The 15,888-nt window shown below is 68.5% G+C and carries 14 protein-coding genes; 6 read left to right on the plus strand and 8 right to left on the minus strand.

Features of this window, described 5'->3' with window-relative positions; genetic code table 11:
- Positions 1–101: 101 nt before the first annotated feature.
- A complete protein-coding gene (locus VFY73_RS08905) occupies positions 102–1,094 on the plus strand; it encodes a quinone oxidoreductase (protein ID WP_329717780.1) in 993 nt (330 codons plus the stop codon).
- 78 nt (positions 1,095–1,172) lie between these two features.
- On the opposite strand, the gene VFY73_RS08910 is transcribed toward VFY73_RS08905, so the two are convergent.
- From VFY73_RS08910 to VFY73_RS08920, 3 genes are all read right to left on the minus strand, one after another.
- On the minus strand, positions 1,173–2,081 hold the full coding sequence (locus VFY73_RS08910; protein WP_329717782.1) for a DUF4232 domain-containing protein: 909 nt from the start codon (positions 2,079–2,081) through the stop codon (positions 1,173–1,175).
- Positions 2,082–2,131: 50 nt separating this feature from the next.
- Positions 2,132–2,971 (minus strand): DUF1906 domain-containing protein, encoded by an 840-nt coding sequence (locus tag VFY73_RS08915; RefSeq protein WP_329717804.1) that lies wholly within the window; start codon positions 2,969–2,971, stop codon positions 2,132–2,134.
- 213 nt (positions 2,972–3,184) lie between these two features.
- Complete coding sequence (locus VFY73_RS08920) at positions 3,185–4,672, minus strand: alkaline phosphatase PhoX (RefSeq protein ID WP_329717783.1); 1,488 nt, start codon at positions 4,670–4,672, stop codon at positions 3,185–3,187.
- A 485-nt stretch (positions 4,673–5,157) separates the two neighbouring features.
- Between VFY73_RS08920 and VFY73_RS08925 the strand changes: the two genes are divergently transcribed.
- Positions 5,158–6,153, plus strand: coding sequence for a tripartite tricarboxylate transporter substrate-binding protein (locus VFY73_RS08925; RefSeq protein ID WP_329717785.1), 996 nt, complete (start codon positions 5,158–5,160; stop codon positions 6,151–6,153).
- A gap of 319 nt (positions 6,154–6,472) precedes the next feature.
- Positions 6,473–7,594 carry an ABC transporter substrate-binding protein gene (locus VFY73_RS08930; protein WP_414654439.1) on the plus strand — a complete coding sequence of 374 codons (1,122 nt, stop codon included), beginning with the start codon at positions 6,473–6,475 and terminating at the stop codon, positions 7,592–7,594.
- A 117-nt stretch (positions 7,595–7,711) separates the two neighbouring features.
- Here the strand turns inward: VFY73_RS08930 and VFY73_RS08935 are convergent, their stop codons facing one another.
- The gene (locus VFY73_RS08935; protein ID WP_329717787.1) at positions 7,712–8,569 is read right to left on the minus strand and encodes a class III extradiol ring-cleavage dioxygenase; all 858 of its coding nucleotides are present in this window, start codon (positions 8,567–8,569) and stop codon (positions 7,712–7,714) included.
- 123 nt (positions 8,570–8,692) lie between these two features.
- On the opposite strand from VFY73_RS08935, the gene VFY73_RS08940 reads away from it, so the two are divergent.
- Positions 8,693–11,257, plus strand: a complete 2,565-nt coding sequence (locus VFY73_RS08940) for an ABC transporter permease (RefSeq protein WP_329717789.1) — start codon at positions 8,693–8,695, stop codon at positions 11,255–11,257.
- Between the two features lie 15 nt (positions 11,258–11,272).
- On the opposite strand, the gene VFY73_RS08945 is transcribed toward VFY73_RS08940, so the two are convergent.
- Positions 11,273–11,701: an SRPBCC family protein gene (locus VFY73_RS08945; protein WP_329717791.1), complete on the minus strand. Its 429-nt coding sequence runs from the start codon at positions 11,699–11,701 to the stop codon at positions 11,273–11,275.
- A gap of 115 nt (positions 11,702–11,816) precedes the next feature.
- Positions 11,817–12,206 carry a VOC family protein gene (locus VFY73_RS08950; protein ID WP_329717793.1) on the minus strand — a complete coding sequence of 130 codons (390 nt, stop codon included), beginning with the start codon at positions 12,204–12,206 and terminating at the stop codon, positions 11,817–11,819.
- 162 nt (positions 12,207–12,368) lie between these two features.
- Between VFY73_RS08950 and VFY73_RS08955 the strand changes: the two genes are divergently transcribed.
- Entirely contained in the window at positions 12,369–13,820 is a 1,452-nt protein-coding gene (locus VFY73_RS08955; RefSeq protein ID WP_329717794.1) for an antibiotic biosynthesis monooxygenase, read from the plus strand.
- A 203-nt stretch (positions 13,821–14,023) separates the two neighbouring features.
- On the opposite strand, the gene VFY73_RS08960 is transcribed toward VFY73_RS08955, so the two are convergent.
- Positions 14,024–14,866 carry a LysR substrate-binding domain-containing protein gene (locus VFY73_RS08960; RefSeq protein ID WP_329717796.1) on the minus strand — a complete coding sequence of 281 codons (843 nt, stop codon included), beginning with the start codon at positions 14,864–14,866 and terminating at the stop codon, positions 14,024–14,026.
- 106 nt (positions 14,867–14,972) lie between these two features.
- Between VFY73_RS08960 and VFY73_RS08965 the strand changes: the two genes are divergently transcribed.
- Positions 14,973–15,368 carry a 4-oxalocrotonate tautomerase gene (locus tag VFY73_RS08965; protein WP_329717798.1) on the plus strand — a complete coding sequence of 132 codons (396 nt, stop codon included), beginning with the start codon at positions 14,973–14,975 and terminating at the stop codon, positions 15,366–15,368.
- 3 nt (positions 15,369–15,371) lie between these two features.
- Here VFY73_RS08965 and VFY73_RS08970 read toward each other — a convergent pair.
- The coding region (locus tag VFY73_RS08970; RefSeq protein WP_329717800.1) for an NAD(P)/FAD-dependent oxidoreductase at positions 15,372–15,888 on the minus strand (517 nt) is incomplete at its 5' end.

The raw sequence follows: 15,888 nt of genomic DNA on the forward strand, positions 1-15,888 counted from the left end.
GCGGGGGCAGGGCGTGGGGTTTCATCGGCGCGGGTCGGGCGCGGCGGCGCAAAGGGTGGCACGATACCCGAGCCCATCCAAGAACCAGCGAGCCTGCTGCCATGAGCCTACCCAGCCGCGCCATTCAGATCAACGCCTTCGGCGGCCCCGAGCAGATGCAGCTCGTCGACACCCAGGTGGGTGAGCCCGGCCCGGGCGAGATCCGCATCCGCCACGAGGCGGTGGGCCTGAACTTCATCGATGTCTACCAGCGCACGGGGCTGTACCCCAACCCGCTGCCGCTGCAACTGGGCATGGAGGGCGCCGGCGTCATCGAGGCGGTCGGCGAAGGCGTCACGCACCTCGCGGTCGGCGATCGCGCCGCTTACGCCAGCAACCCGCCCGGCAGCTACTGCGAACGCCGCGTGATGCCGGCCAAGTGCGTGGTGAAGCTGCCCGAGGCGATCAGCTTCGAGACCGGCGCGGCGATGATGCTCAAGGGCCTGACGGCGCAGTACCTGCTGCGCCAGACGCTGCCGCAGGGCGGGCTGCAGGCCGGTGACTTCGTGCTCTTCCACGCCGCAGCCGGTGGTGTGGGGCTGATCGCGTGCCAGTGGGCACGTGCACTGGGCCTGCAGCTGATCGGCACGGCCGGCAGCGACGACAAGTGCGCACTGGCGATCGACCATGGCGCCGCGCATGCCATCAACTACCGGCGCGACGATTTCGTCGCCAAGGTCAAGGAGATCACCAACGGCGCCGGCGTCAAGGTGGTCTACGACTCGGTCGGGGCCGACACCTTCATGAAATCGCTCGACTGCCTGGCGCCGTTCGGCCTGCTGGCCAATTTCGGCAGTGCCTCGGGCAAGCCGGCGCCGCTCGACACCGGCGTGCTGGCCAAGGGCTCGCTGTACATCACCCGCCCGACGCTGTTCACCCACATCGCCACGCGCGAGCGCACGCAGGCGATGGCCGACGACCTGTTCGCGGTGGTGGCCTCGGGGGCGGTGAAGATCCGCATCGACCAGCGTTACCCGCTGGCCGATGTGGCGCAGGCCCACCGCGATCTCGAGGCCCGCGCCACCACCGGCTGCAGCGTGCTGTTGCCGAAATAGGCACCCCGGTCTGGCGCGGCGAGGCGGCCGGGGATCAGGAAACTCGGGAGCGGCCCCTCGTTTTCCTGAGACCGCGCGTCAGTGCAGCGGAATCACCGTGCCGGCCGCAGGCCCACCGGCCAGGCGCCAGCTGAGCTTCACCCCGGCGTCGTGCGCCGACGCCTCGGGCACGCTGGCTCGCATCTCGAACTGCACCTCGCCGTGCGCGGGCACGCTGTCGCCGGCGCCGCTGCAGTTCAGGCGCAGCGCCGCGGCCGTGGTGCCGGTGTGGGTGTTCAACACCTGTTCGTAGCTCGGGCAGGGTGACAACGCCACTGCCTGGTCCCCCGGATTCTTCAGCGTCACCAGGTAGTTGAACGACGCGCCGGCGACCACCGTGGCAGGGGTGGTGACCTGCACGGTCAGCGATTCGGTGGAGCCCGGCATCGGCCGCGCTGCCCGCGTACCGTGGCGATCGGCGCGCACGATCATCGCCGGGCCGCAGGTGGTGTCGACGTGGGCACCCGCTGCGTCGAGCACACCGCCTCCAGGCGGCAACACGCGCAGGTGGCGCACGACGGTGCGTTCAGGCCTCAGCGTGGCCTCGCAGGCGCCCGGCGTGCCCAACAGCACGGCCAGCGCCTCGTTCGGCGCGAGCTCGACTGCATCGGCGGTCTCGGCCATGGGCCGCACCCGCGCGGCCTGCCAGCCCGACGCCGATTGCAGCTCGATCACCGGCAACGCCGACAGCTGGCAGCGGGCGGCCGAGCGGTTGCGCAGCAGCAGTTCTTGGGTGGCCTGGCCATGCCAGGCGCCTTGTCCACCGAGCGTGAGCACCAGGTCGGACTGTGCGCACGGCGCACCGGGCGCGGCAGCCACGGCGTCGGGCACCGGCATCAGGGCCGGCTGGTCCAGCCAGGCCACCGGGGCCGCGGCGACGGCCAGCGGTGCCAGCACCGCCCAGGCAGCGGCGACACGGTGGGCGTTCGAATTCGACAGAGAGATCATCTGGACGACTCCTTGAGAGGTTGTGGTCTGTGGGCGGCGCGCGGCGGCGCTCACTTGACGATGCACGAGCTGTTCGGGAACAAGTGGCCGCCGGAGGCGGTGGGCCCGTTCGCGCAGTTGCTGTCGATGTTGATCGTCACGCCGCCCCAGGTCTCGTTGTGATCGCCGCGGAACTGCTTGAAGCGCTGGTTGTTGACCCAGTAGCTCGAGCTGATGCACGACAGGTGCCAGGTCGAATGGTCCAGGTCCCAGTCGGCCGCGTTGATGAAGCGTGGCGGCCGCGCCATCGACGCGTAGTCGCTCAGGTAGGTGCCGCAGGCCGAGCCGTAGACGCCCGAGACCTGCGCTGGCGCGACGGCGAGCTGGTCGACCCAGCCCTGCATGAAAGACTTGACGGCCGCGCGGCACGAGCTGCTGTTGGGATAGGCCTCCATGTCGTAGGTGACCGGGGTGTTCAGCGCGGTGCCGAAGCCCAGTGCCTTCAGTGCGTTGTAGGCGGCGATCGCTTCGGTCTTGCCCTGCTGGTAGGCGGTGGCGGTGTCCGAGCTGAAGCGGTGCGCGAAGCTGGTGCACGGCGCCTGCGGGCCGACCCACAGCAGCTCGTAGCGCCAGCCTTGCGCATAGGTGGTGTTGAACCACGACGAGGTCAGGTTGGGCTGGCTGCAGGCGCGCGAGTTGCCGCCGATGTAGACGCCGATCCACGACCACGGCGTGCCGCTCCACCACTTCTGCATCGTCGACGTTGACGGCGCCGTGCAGGCGTCGAAGCCTTGGCCTTGCATCACACCATTGCCCGCCGGCACCGCCTGCGCGGGGCCGCACAGCGTCAGGCCAACCCCGGCCAGCGCTGCCAACGAAAGCCAGGTTCGAGAAGAACCGTTTCTTTGCATCTTCACTGGGTGATCTCCTTGTGGTTTGAGAACGCAGTGGGCAGCGACGCCAGGACGCGTCGCAGGATCCCACGGCGTCCGGGCGCACCATGCACCCGCGGCGCGCGTCCTGCAACGACGAAAATGCGTCGGCGGGTTTGTTTGGTTGCACCATGAAAAAAGCCGGCCACCCTGGCGGGCGGCCGGCCTGCGTGCACAGCCGGATGGATGGCGTTACTTGAGCAGTTTCGTCGGCACCGCCATCAGCTGGAGCTGGCCGCCCTCGACCAGTTCACCGGCGATCGGATAGTGGGTCTGGTCGCTCATCAGGTAGTAGCGATTGGCCTTGGTGTCATAGCCCGGCGTGGCCTTGAAGAGATCCGTCACGTCGATGACGCCGGACGCTTCTTCGTCCTGCGTCAGGAAGCCCGGGGCGCCTGTCAGGAACAGCGCGGGGTCGTGCGCGGCCAGTTCGGCCACCGCGCCGGTGCCGGGGTTCAACGCCCAGATCTTGCCCAGGCGGGCGTTGCTGCCCACGTCTTCCTGGACGATGACATGACCGGTCTTCTTGTCGACCGTCAGGTTGTCGGCCATCTGGAAGACGGAACCATTGGCCCCGCCGTCGCCAGCCACGCGGATGTGGCCGCCCTGCTCGGGGTTCGCGATGTCACTGAAGCTGAGTTCCCAGACGCGCGAACGGCCCGTCGTGCTGGAGGTCGTGGCCAAGTGCAACACGGTCGGGCGTTGCGGGTCCCAGCCGGCGTCCTCGGGGCGCAGGAAGTTGCTGCCGCCGGCCGCCACGGTCTGCACGTTCAGCGCCAGGCCGCTGCCGCTGCCGTAGGCGGTGGGCGTCACATCGACCAGCGTGAAGGAGCCGTCGGCCGCATCGCCGAACGGCTTGTCGCTGGTGTCTTCGCTCTGGTTGCCGGTGACCTTGATCGCATACAGCTTGCCACCGTGCAGGCCGGCCCTCTGAATCACGTTGCCGGTGTTCTGCTTCTGGCCGACGTAGACGTAGACCTGACCGTCGACGCTGGCGTCGTCGGTGCCGACGACGATCGTTTTGTCCTGCTTCACGCGGTTCGCCACGGCGTTTTCGAACGAGAAGCGGCCCAGCGCCGGCAGTTCCCACACGGTGTTCGGGCCGCCGTTTTCGCCGACCACCCAGGCCAGGGCGCGGCCTTCGACTCCATTCTCCTCGCCGTTCAGGTGGATGCGCGCGGTCTTCACGCCCTTGCGGGTCAGTGGGTTCCAGAAGGCGCCCGGGTCGGCCATGTCGGCCGAGCAGGTACGGGCGAACGCCGTGGTGCCAGCCACCCAGGCGTTGGTGCTGGTGTCCCAGGTGTAGACGTTGGCGCCCGACTGCACCATGTCCTGTCCGCTCAGGACCTTCAGGTCGCTCTTGCGCACGACCCACTTCGACACGAAGGCGCCGATGCTGCCATGGGCACGGACGGCGCCGACGGTGTTGCCCAGCTCATGGTTCATCGTGATGGTGATGGTGCCGGTGCCGTTGTCGTAGGCGCCCAGGCCATCGGGAATGCCGACCATCTTGTAGCCGTTGTCGGCGACATCGCCGACCGTGAGGATCGACGTCAGCGTCACGCCGGTCGCGGTCGGCAGGACATACGACGGCTTGCTGCTGCTCGGGCCGGTGGCGGCCAGTGTCGGTGACAAGACCAGGGTCATCGCGGCGGCCAGCGCCAAGGTCTTCAACTTCATGAATCTCGCTCCTTGTGATGATGGGCTCGCCACCTGTGCAGGGCGGCGCAGCTGCAGCACAGGCTAGGCGGCACCGATGACACCGTGTTGAAGGGCGGATGACGGGCCGATGACCGGCGCCGGTCCATAACGGCGAGACTGGAATGGGGCCAGTGCGAAGCGGGTGTTTCAGGTTCTTCTCAGGTGGCGGGGCATACCCTTCGACGCCGTTGGGACACGAGGTTGATTCGCGTCCGGCGAGGTACGCGCGAACGACAGCTACAACGCCAGCATGCTGGGGCAGCAGACCGACGAGAACAGGTTGGTGGGACGGGCCGCATGAGTCCTACGGCGGGCTGGTGGTGAACAACGGCATCACCCAGGTCGCAGGGGCTTGTATGGCGGCCAGGGAGCGCTGAAACGCAGTTCGAGAAGACTGCTGACGAGCCGTGCCTGGCACGGACCTGCACTCTTCACTCTTTTGGGCACCATCTTGGGAGTTGGCAATGCGCAGCGTGCTCGCGAGTTCTGTCGTCAGGGGGATCTGCCTTGGCGCAGCCATCGCCGTCCAAGTTGACGGGGTGGCTGCCAGTCCTGCCACCGTGACGATCGTCGTCCCGTTCGCCGCGGGGGGGCCGACGGACAAGGTCGCGCAGGCGTTTGCCAATGAGGCCCAGCGCCATGCTGGTGGGCAAACATTCGTTGTCGAGAATGTTGGCGGCGAGGGCGGGACCATCGCCGCCGCCCGCGTGGCACGTGGGCCTGCCGACGGTTCGGTGGTCTTGCTGCACAACATCGCCATCAGCAGTGCCCCGTCGCTGTACCCATCTCTGAGCTACGACACGGTGGGTGACTTTGCGTACCTTGGCATGCTGCTGGAGGTGCCAATGGTCATCATGGGCCGGCCCCAGTTGCCAACGAGCCTCGCCGAGTTGCGGGGACTGGCGGGTCGATCCGCGGCCAGATTGACCCTTGCCCATGCTGGCAAAGGCTCGGCCTCACACTTGTGCGGCTTGCTCTTCCAGCGGGCGATCCAGCAGCAGTTCGACGCAAAGCCATATGCGGGAAACGCACCGGCGACTGTCGACTTGAAGTCGGGCAAGGTCGACCTGTTGTGCGACGCGGCGAACACAGCCGCTCAAACGGTTCAAGAGGGGCAAGTCCGTCCCTACGGGCTGACATCGACAGCGCGGTCGCGACGCGAGTCGCTGCGGGAGATACCGACCCTGCAAGAGCAGGGCTTTCGCAACGCCGAGATGGGGGTGTGGTTCGGCCTCAGCGTGCCCAAGGCCACGCCCAGCGCGGAAATCGCCCGGCTCGCCGACATTGTCCGCGCCGTTGCGCAAAGCCGCGACTTCGTGGAAGAGCAGTCGGCGGCTGGTGCAGTCGTCATCAGCGACGCGCGCCAATCACCGAAGGGGCACCAGAGCTTCGTCGCTGAACAGATCGCCCACTGGCGCTCCGTGCTCGGCCCACCTGGCTCGCCTGGCGACCTTCCGTGAGAGATCGATCCATGGCGATGAGCGCTGGACGCATGGGAGCATGGGCGATGAGACGCTGCCCCTGTCGTGCGCGCGCTTCGCAGACGCGCCACCGTGCTGCGGGCGACTCCCCTTGCTGATGACGCGCGCCTGCGAGCGAGGCGTAATTTTCCGTAAGGCAATGCCATTCGGCACAACCACATGTCCCCCAAAACAGCACCTACGGGTTCAAGCGCCGGTTGAGCGCGAGCTTCGGCGGGTAGACACCGGGCCAGCCGGACGGGGCGCCTGCGGGGACGCGTGCCACACCCCAGGGGACTTCGATGATGGGAGAGAGAGTGTGAATTCGTGGACGCGTTGGGTAGTTCAGCTGTGCGGTGCGTTGGCCATGTCGTGTGCGGTGGGTGGTGCGGCGGCGCAGATCAAGATAGGACAGACGGCCGATTTCACTGGGCCCATTGCGCCAGGGGTCAGAGAGGCGAGTCTCGGTGCGAAGCTGTACTTCGATGCGGTCAACAAGGCGGGCGGCATTGCCGGACAGCAGATCGAGGTGCTGGCGCTGGACGACAAGTTCAGCCCGGCGCTGGCTGCGGAGAACGCGAAGAAGCTGATTGATCAGGGGGTGGTTGCGCTCTTCCTGACGCGCGGGACGCCGCACACCCAGGCGATCATGCCGCTGCTGCTGCAGTACCGCCTGCCCTTGGTTGGCCCGTCATCGGGTGCGATGGCGCTGCACCAGCCTGCGCACCCGTGGTTGTTCAACGTGCGAGCCACCTACCAACGCGAAGCCGAGCGGGCGATTCGGCACCTGAGTCTGATCGGCATGAGCCGGATTGCACTGGTGCAGGTGGACGATTCGTTTGGCGCCGACGCCGCCGCGGGAGCGATGGCGGGGTTTGCCGCCGTGGGCAAGCAACCGGTCTTGCACGAGAGGTTCGACCGCAACAAGCCTGACCTGTCGCAGATCATCCCGAAAGTGGTCAAGTCAGAAGCACAGGCGGTCATGCTTCTCGCAGCGGGCCCGGTGGTGGCGGACGGCGCGGCAAGACTGAGGGCGGCCGGCTCGGGGGCCCAGATTGTGACGCTGTCGAACAACGCGTCGGCGGGCTTCATCAAGATGCTTGGCAGCCATGCGCGGGGGACCGTGGTGAGTCAGGTCTTCCCGTACGAACGCTCGATCGCGGCACCGATCGTCAAAGAGGCGATCGAGTCCGCGCGGGCGGCGAACGTGGCGGAAGTGACCCCGTCGGTGCTCGAGGGTTACACGGCAGCCAAGGTGCTGGTGGAAGGGCTGCGCCGGGCCGGGCCGAACATCACTCGAGAGAAATTGCGCACCGCGCTGGAGAGCTTCAAGCGTGTGGATCTGGGCGGCCTGGAGGTGAGCTACAGCGCGACCGACCACACGGGGCTCGACTATGCGGACCTGTCGATCATCGGGGACGACGGTCGCTTCCGGCGTTGACCTGGCGTCGACGGCGTTCCGATGGTCGATTGGGCGCCCATCAAGCGGCAAGGCGCGCGTGGCCCGGGTGATGAAGCGACGCGCGTCGACGTGTCTGCAGGGTGGACATGCCGCGGTTCACGCGGCTTGCGGCGTCTTCAGCGCGTCGGCCAGCCGGCCGGCCTGCGGACCGAAGGCATAGGCGTCCATGCCCAGGTGGCCGTAGGTCACGCTGTCGTGCAGGCGCAGACCCGCGGCGTCGTGGCCGCCGGCGCCGGCGGCCACGTAGAAGGGCAGCCAGTGTTCGTCGCTCGGGTGCATGTGTACAGCGTGTGGCGCTTGGGCGCGATAGTCGAACAGCGCGGGCCAGTCGCGCGCAGCCGCTTCGTCGCGCACCCACCGACGGAAGGCCGCGCTTTCGGGAAACTCCGGCGCATCGATGGCGCCACGCCCGGCGGCAAACAGCCGCAGGTTGTGGGTGATCGCGCCGCTGCCCATCACCAGCACGCCGTTGGCCGCCAACGGCGCCAGCGCTTCACCGAGCTTGAACAATGCCTCGGGCTTCCAATGGGACGGCCACGCCAGCGGCAGCACCGGGATGTCGGCGTCGGGGAACATCGAGCGCAGCGGTGTCCAGATGCCGTGGTCCAGCCCGCCGTCGTTGTCCACATGCACCGGCAGGCCAGTGTCGCGCAGCAGCGTGGCCGCACGCTCGGCCAGCGCAGGCGCCCCGGGCGCGTCGTAGCGCAGCCGGTACAGCACGTCGGGAAAACCGGAGAAATCGTAGACCGCCGCATGCCGCGCCGCGGCCAGCAGCACTGGCTCTCGCGTCAGCGAATGGGCCGACACGGCAAGAATGGCCTTGGGCCTGCCGAAGGTGGCGGTGATCGCTGGGCCGAGGCGGCGCCAGAAGGCGCCGGCCTCGCCCGCGTCGAGCGCGGTCATCGGCGAGCCGTGGGAGATGTACAGCGGCGGCAGCGCGGTGGGGGTGTCCATGTCGGAGATTGAAGCATCGGCGGCCTCGGCCAAGCTTCGAGCCCACTGCATGCTGCATTCAACGCAGTCGGGCTTGTAGGGCGGGCACCGGCGCCGATGGTCTTTCGGTGTACCGTGCCGGCCATGACTGACGCTCTCACTTCGACACTCCGCGAACCCTCGGTCTGGCGCCTGGCGGCGCAGCAGGCGCTGCGTGACTTCCGCGCCGGCGAGTTGAGGCTGGTGCTGGTGGCGGTGTTGCTGGCGGTGGCGGCACTGACGGCGGTCGGTTTTTTTGCCGACCGGCTGCAGGCGGGCTTGACGCGCGACGCAGCGCAGCTGTTGGGGGGCGATTCGGTGATCAGCAGCGACCACCCATTGCCGCCAGTGTTCGAGCAACACGCGAAACAGGTCGGGTTGACGACCGCGCGCACGGCGGCCTTCCCCAGCATGGCGCGGGCGCCGGACGACAAGGGCGGCGCCAGCCGGCTGGTGGCGGTGAAGTCGGTCAGCAGCGGCTACCCGCTGCGCGGCAGCCTGACGGTGAGTGCCGGCGGTGGCGAGGCAACGGTGCAGGCGGGCCCGGCGCGTGGTGAGGTGTGGGCGGACGCCACGGTGCTCGACGCGCTGGGCCTGAAGCTCGGTGATGGCCTGCTGCTGGGCGACGCCAGGCTGGTGCTGGCCAAGGTCATCGTGATCGAGCCCGACCGCGGCGCCGGCTTCCTCGCGTTCGCGCCGCGGGTGATGTTGAACGAGGCCGACCTGGCCGCGACCGGCCTGGTGCAGCCGGCCAGCCGGGTGACCTACCGGCTCGCGCTGGTGGCACCAGCCGGCCGCGAGGCGGCGGTGCGCGACTACACCCAATGGGCGGGCGCCAAGATCAAGGGCGAAGGACTGCGCGGCATGCGTGTCGAGTCGCTCGAGGCGGGCCGGCCGGAAATGCGCCAGACGCTGGACCGGGCCGAGAAGTTCCTGAACCTCGTCGCGTTGCTGGCGGCACTGCTGGCCGCCGTGGCGGTGGCGATTGCCGCACGCGACTTCGCGCAGCGCCACCTCGACGATTGCGCGATGCTGCGGGTGCTGGGCTTGCCGCAACGGCGCATCGCCGGCGCATTCGCGATCGAGTTCATCGGCCTGGGCCTCGCGGCCAGCCTGGCCGGTGTGTTGGCAGGGCTGGCGATGCACCTGCTGTTCGTCAAGCTGCTGGGCGCCTTGGTGCCGGCCACGCTGCCGCCGCCCGGCGTCTGGCCGGCGCTGTTCGGCCTCGGCGTGGGTCTGACGCTGCTGCTGGGCTTTGGTTTGCCGCCGGTGCTGCAACTGGCCAAGGTGCCGCCGCTGCGGGTGATACGGCGTGACGTGGGTCAGCTGCGGCCGGTGTCGTTGGGCGTGTTGCTGGCCGGCACCGCCAGCTTCGCCGGCCTGTTGCTGACCGTGGCACGCGATCCGGTGCTGGGCGCCATCGCCGTCGGCGGTTTTGCAGCCGCGCTCGCCTTCTTCGCGCTGCTCGCCTGGCTGGCCGTGTGGCTGCTGCGTCGCGCCGTGCCCGAAGCGCGCGCGCCGCGTTGGCTGGTGCTGGCCACGCGGCAGATCGCGGCGCGGCCAGCGTTCACGGTGCTGCAGGTGTCGTCGCTGTCGGTGGGGTTGATGGCCCTGGCGCTGTTGGTGCTGCTGCGCACCGACCTGGTCGACAGCTGGCGCGCCAGCACGCCGGTCGACGCCCCCAATCGCTTCGTGATCAACGTTCAGCCCGACCAGGTCGACGAGTTCCGCGCCATGCTGGCCGACGCAAAGGTGCCGCAGGGCTACGACTGGTACCCGATGTTCCGCGGCCGGTTGGTGGCGATCAACGGCGAGCCAATCGGCACCCGCTTTGCCGAAGATGAGCGGGCGCGGCGTACCGTGGAACGTGAGTTCAACCTGAGCCACAGTGGCCAGATGCCGCCGCACAACCAGGTGCTGGAAGGGAAATGGACTCCCAACGAGGCCGACGGCCTGAGCATCGAGCAGGGCGTGGCCGAAACGATAGGCGCCAAGCTCGGCGACACGCTGCGTTTCGACATCGCGGGTCAACTGCGCGAAGCTCGCATCACCAGCATCCGCAAGGTCGACTGGGGCTCGATGCGGGCCAATTTCTTCGTCATCTACCCGTTGGGCGAGATGACCGATGTGCCGGTGACTTTCATGGCCGCGTTTCGCGCGCCGGATGCAACGGCCGCACCAGGCTTCGACAACGCGTTGACCAAGCGCTTCCCGAACATCACGGTGATCGACGTCTCGGCCTCGGTGCGCCAGTTGCAGCAGGTGCTCGACCAGGTGATTCGCGCGGTCGAGTTTCTGTTCGCGTTCACGCTGGCCACCGGGCTGGCGGTGCTGTTCGCGGCGGTCAGCGCCACGCGCGAGGCGCGGGCCCGCGAATACGCGGTGATGCGCGCCTGCGGCGCCGGCGCCCGACTGCTGGGCCAGGTGCAGCGCGCGGAGTTGCTGGGCGTGGGCGCGTTGGCCGGCCTGTTGGCCACGTTGGCGGCGGCGGCCGTGGGCAGTGCATTGGCGCGTTATGCGTTCGAGTTCCCGTGGACCGCGGCGCCCTGGGTGCCGCTGGCGGGCGCGCTGGCCGGGGCGTGGCTGGCGCTGGCCGCCGGCTGGTGGAGCCTGCGCGGCCTGTTGCATCGGCCGGTGATGGACACACTGCGCCGCGCCGGCGAAATCTGACGCCGGGATTGGCTCTCAACCACCGCGCCAGTCGCCCTCGGTGCTGACGGCCTCGCCTTCGAGCGTGCGCCGCATCGCCTGCAGACCCTGCTCGATCATTCCGGCGATGGCCGGGGCCATCTCGTGCGGCAGCAGGTCGGCCAGCCAGACCACGCGGCTGCGGCCCGTGCCGTCGTCTTGCACCTGCGCCGACGCGTTGTGGTGCGTCAGACGGCCGCCAGTGGCCGACCAGGCGACGCGGCGCTGGCCGTCGCTGACGTCGATGATCAGCTCGCGCGCCGTCATGCCGTTGGCGAACTGCACGGTACGTGCTTCGCCGTCCAACCGGCAGTCGACGACGAAACCCTTGACCAGCCTGGTGTGCAAGGCGCCTACGTCGCGCAGCGCGTCCCACACCTCGGCGGGGGTCGCGTCAATGCCAATCTCTTTGCGAATCGAAGCCATGTCCGTGCCCTCGGTATGGGTGGTGAATTCAGGGCGCCAGCGTAGGGCGCGGTGCCGGGGCCGTCGTGCCGTTTTCGGACCTTTGCATCTGCTGAACACCGCCGTGCGCAACACCTCAGCGCGGTTGACGCGCGTAGCTGTGGGTCAGCATCTCCCACTGGTGCCCGTCGGGTTCGTTCCAGTAGATGCCGCGGCCGCCCCAGTGGGTGCTGATCTTCATGTCCACCGGGCCACGCACATCGGCCCGGTAGGCAATACCGGCTGCCTGGATGCGCGCGAGGATCGCGTCGAACTCCGCTTCACTGACGCGAAAGCAGAAGTGCTGGACGGGGTACTTCTCCTGGGTGTCGATGAAGTCGAGTGTCAAGCCCGGGTTCACGTAGACGGCGGTGAAGGGCCCGACGTCGGCTTGGCCCCAGGGCACACCGAGCAACTCGGCGAGCTGGCGCGCCGACTCGGTCTTGTGGTGGGAAGAGACGATGGCATGGTCGAGTTCGATGGTCATGGCAGCTCCCGGTGACGCGGGAAATCTTAGGCGGCTTCACGAGCCCCGGTTGCTCGAAGGGGCCATCGTGTTGACCCCCCGTTTGGCGTCACCGATGCCCACGGAAGGGGTTTTCGTCGCAGCGTGTGTGTGATGTCGAAGGGCGCTTGTCTAATCGCGCCCATGCCGATCACCCGCCGACAGCTCGCTGCCCTCTCTCCTGCTGTGCTGCTGCCGTCTTGGGCGGCTCAGGCGCAGGCCGAGCCGACACTGCTGGCGCCCGATGGCCTTGCCGTCGCGCGCATGGGCGGCCAGGCTTGGCTGGTCGGTGAACTGGGCATCCACAACGGCCTGGCCACGGCCGTCGAGCTGCAGGCCCTGGCCGTGTCCGCCGCTGGCCGAGCGGGACCCGCTTTGCTGCACCTGACCGGCGCACCGTTGCTGGCGGCGGCTGCCGGTGCCAAAGGTCGACCCGCGCAGAGCCCGCGTGTCCCGCCAGGCGAATCGTTGGTGCTGTTTCTGTGGCATCGCATGGACATGCCGGGTGACGCCATCACGTCAGTACAAGTCGAGTGCTCGCTGCAAGGCGACGGCGCAGTCGCCGTGCCGTCGCTCACCGCCACGTTGCCGCTGGCGCAACCGACACGCCTGGGTCCGCCGCTGCGCGGTGGTCCGTGGGCGGCGGTGTTCGACCCGGCTTTCGCCTTCGGCCACCGGCGAGCGGTGTTCGTGCGCGATGGCCGCAGCTACATCCCCGCACGTTTTGCGATCGACTGGATCAAGCTCGATGCACAGGGTAGGCCCTGGTCTGGCGACACGGGCCAGGCCTTCGAGCGGTGGCATGGCTGGGGGCAGGAGGTGCTCGCCGTGGCTGACGGCGAGATCGTCGACCTGCGCGATGGCCGCGACGACGTGCTCGCCAGCAAACTGCCTGCCGAGCGCTGGACCGACGAGGACGTGGCCGGCAACTACCTGTGCCTCGGCCTGGGCGGCGGGCGCTTCGTGTTCTACGAGCACCTGCAGCGCGGCAGCGTCGCGGTGGCGCGCGGCCAGCGTGTGAAGGCTGGCGAAGTCATTGCCAAGGTCGGGCGCTCGGGTGTCAATTCGTCGGGCCCGCACCTGCACTTTCACCTGGCGGACGAGCCGTCGACGCTGCAGGCGCAGGGGCGCCCCTACGTTTTCGCGGGGTTTCGCCCCCTCGGCCAGTACGGCAGCATGGACGAGGCTGAGGGCGGCCGCGTGTGGGCGCCATTGCCGGACGGCGCGGCCCCACGCGTGCATGGTGAGATGCCGGTACCGAATGCGGTGCTGATGTTCGACGAACCCGGAGATTCCAAGATGTATGGACTGATCGGCAAGATGCTTGCCAAACCCGGCCAGCGCGACGCGCTGATCACGATCTTGCTGCAAAACGTGGGCGCGATGCCCGGCTGCCAGAGCTATGTGGTCGCACGCGAACCCGGCAACGAGCAGGCGATCTGGATCACGGAGGTCTGGGACGACAAGGACAGCCACCAGGCCTCGCTCAGCCTGCCGGCAGTGAAGGCGGCGATCCAGCGGGCGATGCCGCTGATCCAGGGCTTCGAGCAGCATCAGGTCACCGAACCGGTGGGCGGCCATGGCCTCGGCGGCTGAACCACGCTGAAGTGCGCGGCCGCCGAGCAGGTGGTGCTCTTTCGTTGAGCAATCCAGCCCAGATGCCCTGTCATCAACGACTTACAAGCGTCATGCTGGTGTTGTCCACAGCGTTGTCCACGGTCCAGGGGGACAAGTGGCCAAAGTCATGGCCAAAAATACCGCCACCGCCCCCCGATTGATGCCCCTGGCTGTGGTACGGCTCAGTGCGTCGCCCAGGCTTTCAACTGCTTCACCAACGGCGCCAGCCACGGCTGCGTCAGCGCGTAAAAGGCCAGCCGGCCGGGTGAGGGCCAGCGGCGCGGGTTGCTTTCCGACAAGACCATCAGGTCGGCTGGCACGGCCGAGCTGTTGAGGCAGCCCACGCCCCACCCGGCGCGCAGCGCCGTCACCACCGCCTGGCTGCCGCTGCAGGCCATGCGCAGGCTGTGCGGCTGGCCACGCCGGGCCAGGGCGGCCAACGCCAGCTCGCGCACCGGGCAGGGCTCGGCCAGCAAGACCAGCGGCAACGGCCGGTTCGGCGAGGCATGAAAGCCTGGCGCCGCGACCCAGGCCAACGGTTCGCGCCGCAGCAGCAGCGCATCGGCCGGCGGCTCGTGCGCGGTGACCACCACCAGGTCGAGTGCGCCTTCGGCCCATTGGCGCTGCAGCTCGCTCGAGCGGGCCCAGGTCACTTCGAGTCCGGCGCCATCGGCCTGTTGTTCTAGGAAGCCCAGCAACGCCTTCAGCCGCGCCGGCAGGAAGTATTCACTCAGGCCGATGTGCCACAACCCCTGTTCCGCAGCGGGTTGCAAGGCTTGCAGTGCAGCCTGCTGCAGGTCCAGCAGTTCACGCGCGTACGGCAGGAAGCGCTCGCCCTCGAGGGTCAGCTGCAACCGGCGGGTGGTGCGCTCGATCAGCCGCGCGCCGAGCGTCGATTCGAGTTGCTTGAGCTGCAGGCTCAAGGCCGACGGGCTGCGGTGCACGCGGCCCGCGGCGCGCGCCAGGGCGCCGCTGTCGGCGATCGCGACGAAGCTCTGCAGCCAGATTGGGTCCAGGTGATTCATCAGAGTTGCTCACGAATCAGCAAAGAAAGATTCGCTTCACGCACGATTGTCGCGCGCCTAGCATGACCCTGTCATCCACCCCATTCCGAGTCAACAAGGACCTGCCATGCCCTACCTCCACATCCAGATCTCCGGCGCCGCCGACAACGCCTTGGCCGAACAGGTGGCTTCGACCGCCTCCGAGCTGACCGCCCGCCTGCTGCACAAGGATCCGGCGTTGACCGCGGTGGTGATCGACTTCGTGCCGGCCCCGCAATGGTTCGTGGCCGGCCAGCGGCTGGCGCAAGGCACGCGCCGCTCGTACCACTGGACGGTCAGCATCACCGACGAGACCAACACCAAGGCGGAGAAGGCGGCCTACCTGGCGGCCGTGCACCAGGCGATGGATGAGTTGCTCGGCGGCGCCGTCGAACACTCGTACACCCACGTGATCGACGCGCGCGCCGCGGCCTACGGCTTCGGCGGCCGCACCCAGGAGTGGCGCTACCAGCAAGCCCGCTGAGCGTCAGGTCTCGAAGATCAGTGAGCGATGGGCCGCGACACCGGCCATGGCGCCATCGCCCACCGCGAGTGCGACAGAACCTGCCGGACGGGCCAGGTCGCCGCAGGCGAACACGCCGGCCACGCTGGTCGCCTTCATGGCATCGGTCTTCACGAAGCGGCCCATCGGGCCGTCTTCCATGTCGCAGCCGATCTGGGCCGCCAGCGGACTGGGGCACACCGTGGTGGCGGTGAAGAGACCGGCCAGGTGGAAGACGCGGCCATCCTTCATCACCGCCTCGAGCGGATCGCCTTCGCCGCCCTGCAGGTGCGCCACCGGTTCGGGCTCGATCGTCACGCCGCGCGCCACCAACTGCTGCAACGGCTCGCTGTCGGGCAACGGCCGTCCATCGAGAAAGAGGGTCGTCGGGCCCCATTCGGGCAGCAGCATGGCCTGGTGGACCGACAGCTCCGACGTGGCCAGCACACCGATCGGGCCGCGCCGCAGCTCGTAGCCATGGCAGTACGGGCAGTGGAATACC

It is taken from the genome of Ideonella sp. (genome assembly GCF_036277275.1).
Taxonomy (GTDB): domain Bacteria; phylum Pseudomonadota; class Gammaproteobacteria; order Burkholderiales; family Burkholderiaceae_C; genus Ideonella.

Coding starts and splice junctions, on each gene's coding strand:
- VFY73_RS08920 (WP_329717783.1), bottom strand. CDS start 4,672: ATGAAGTTGAAGACCTTGGCGCTGGCCGCCGCGATGACCCTGGTCTTG.
- VFY73_RS08950 (WP_329717793.1), bottom strand. CDS start 12,206: ATGACCATCGAACTCGACCATGCCATCGTCTCTTCCCACCACAAGACC.
- VFY73_RS08965 (WP_329717798.1), top strand. CDS start 14,973: ATGCCCTACCTCCACATCCAGATCTCCGGCGCCGCCGACAACGCCTTG.
- VFY73_RS08960 (WP_329717796.1), bottom strand. CDS start 14,866: ATGAATCACCTGGACCCAATCTGGCTGCAGAGCTTCGTCGCGATCGCC.
- VFY73_RS08955 (WP_329717794.1), top strand. CDS start 12,369: ATGCCGATCACCCGCCGACAGCTCGCTGCCCTCTCTCCTGCTGTGCTG.
- VFY73_RS08940 (WP_329717789.1), top strand. CDS start 8,693: ATGACTGACGCTCTCACTTCGACACTCCGCGAACCCTCGGTCTGGCGC.
- VFY73_RS08945 (WP_329717791.1), bottom strand. CDS start 11,701: ATGGCTTCGATTCGCAAAGAGATTGGCATTGACGCGACCCCCGCCGAG.
- VFY73_RS08910 (WP_329717782.1), bottom strand. CDS start 2,081: ATGATCTCTCTGTCGAATTCGAACGCCCACCGTGTCGCCGCTGCCTGG.
- VFY73_RS08915 (WP_329717804.1), bottom strand. CDS start 2,971: ATGCAAAGAAACGGTTCTTCTCGAACCTGGCTTTCGTTGGCAGCGCTG.
- VFY73_RS08925 (WP_329717785.1), top strand. CDS start 5,158: ATGCGCAGCGTGCTCGCGAGTTCTGTCGTCAGGGGGATCTGCCTTGGC.
- VFY73_RS08905 (WP_329717780.1), top strand. CDS start 102: ATGAGCCTACCCAGCCGCGCCATTCAGATCAACGCCTTCGGCGGCCCC.
- VFY73_RS08935 (WP_329717787.1), bottom strand. CDS start 8,569: ATGGACACCCCCACCGCGCTGCCGCCGCTGTACATCTCCCACGGCTCG.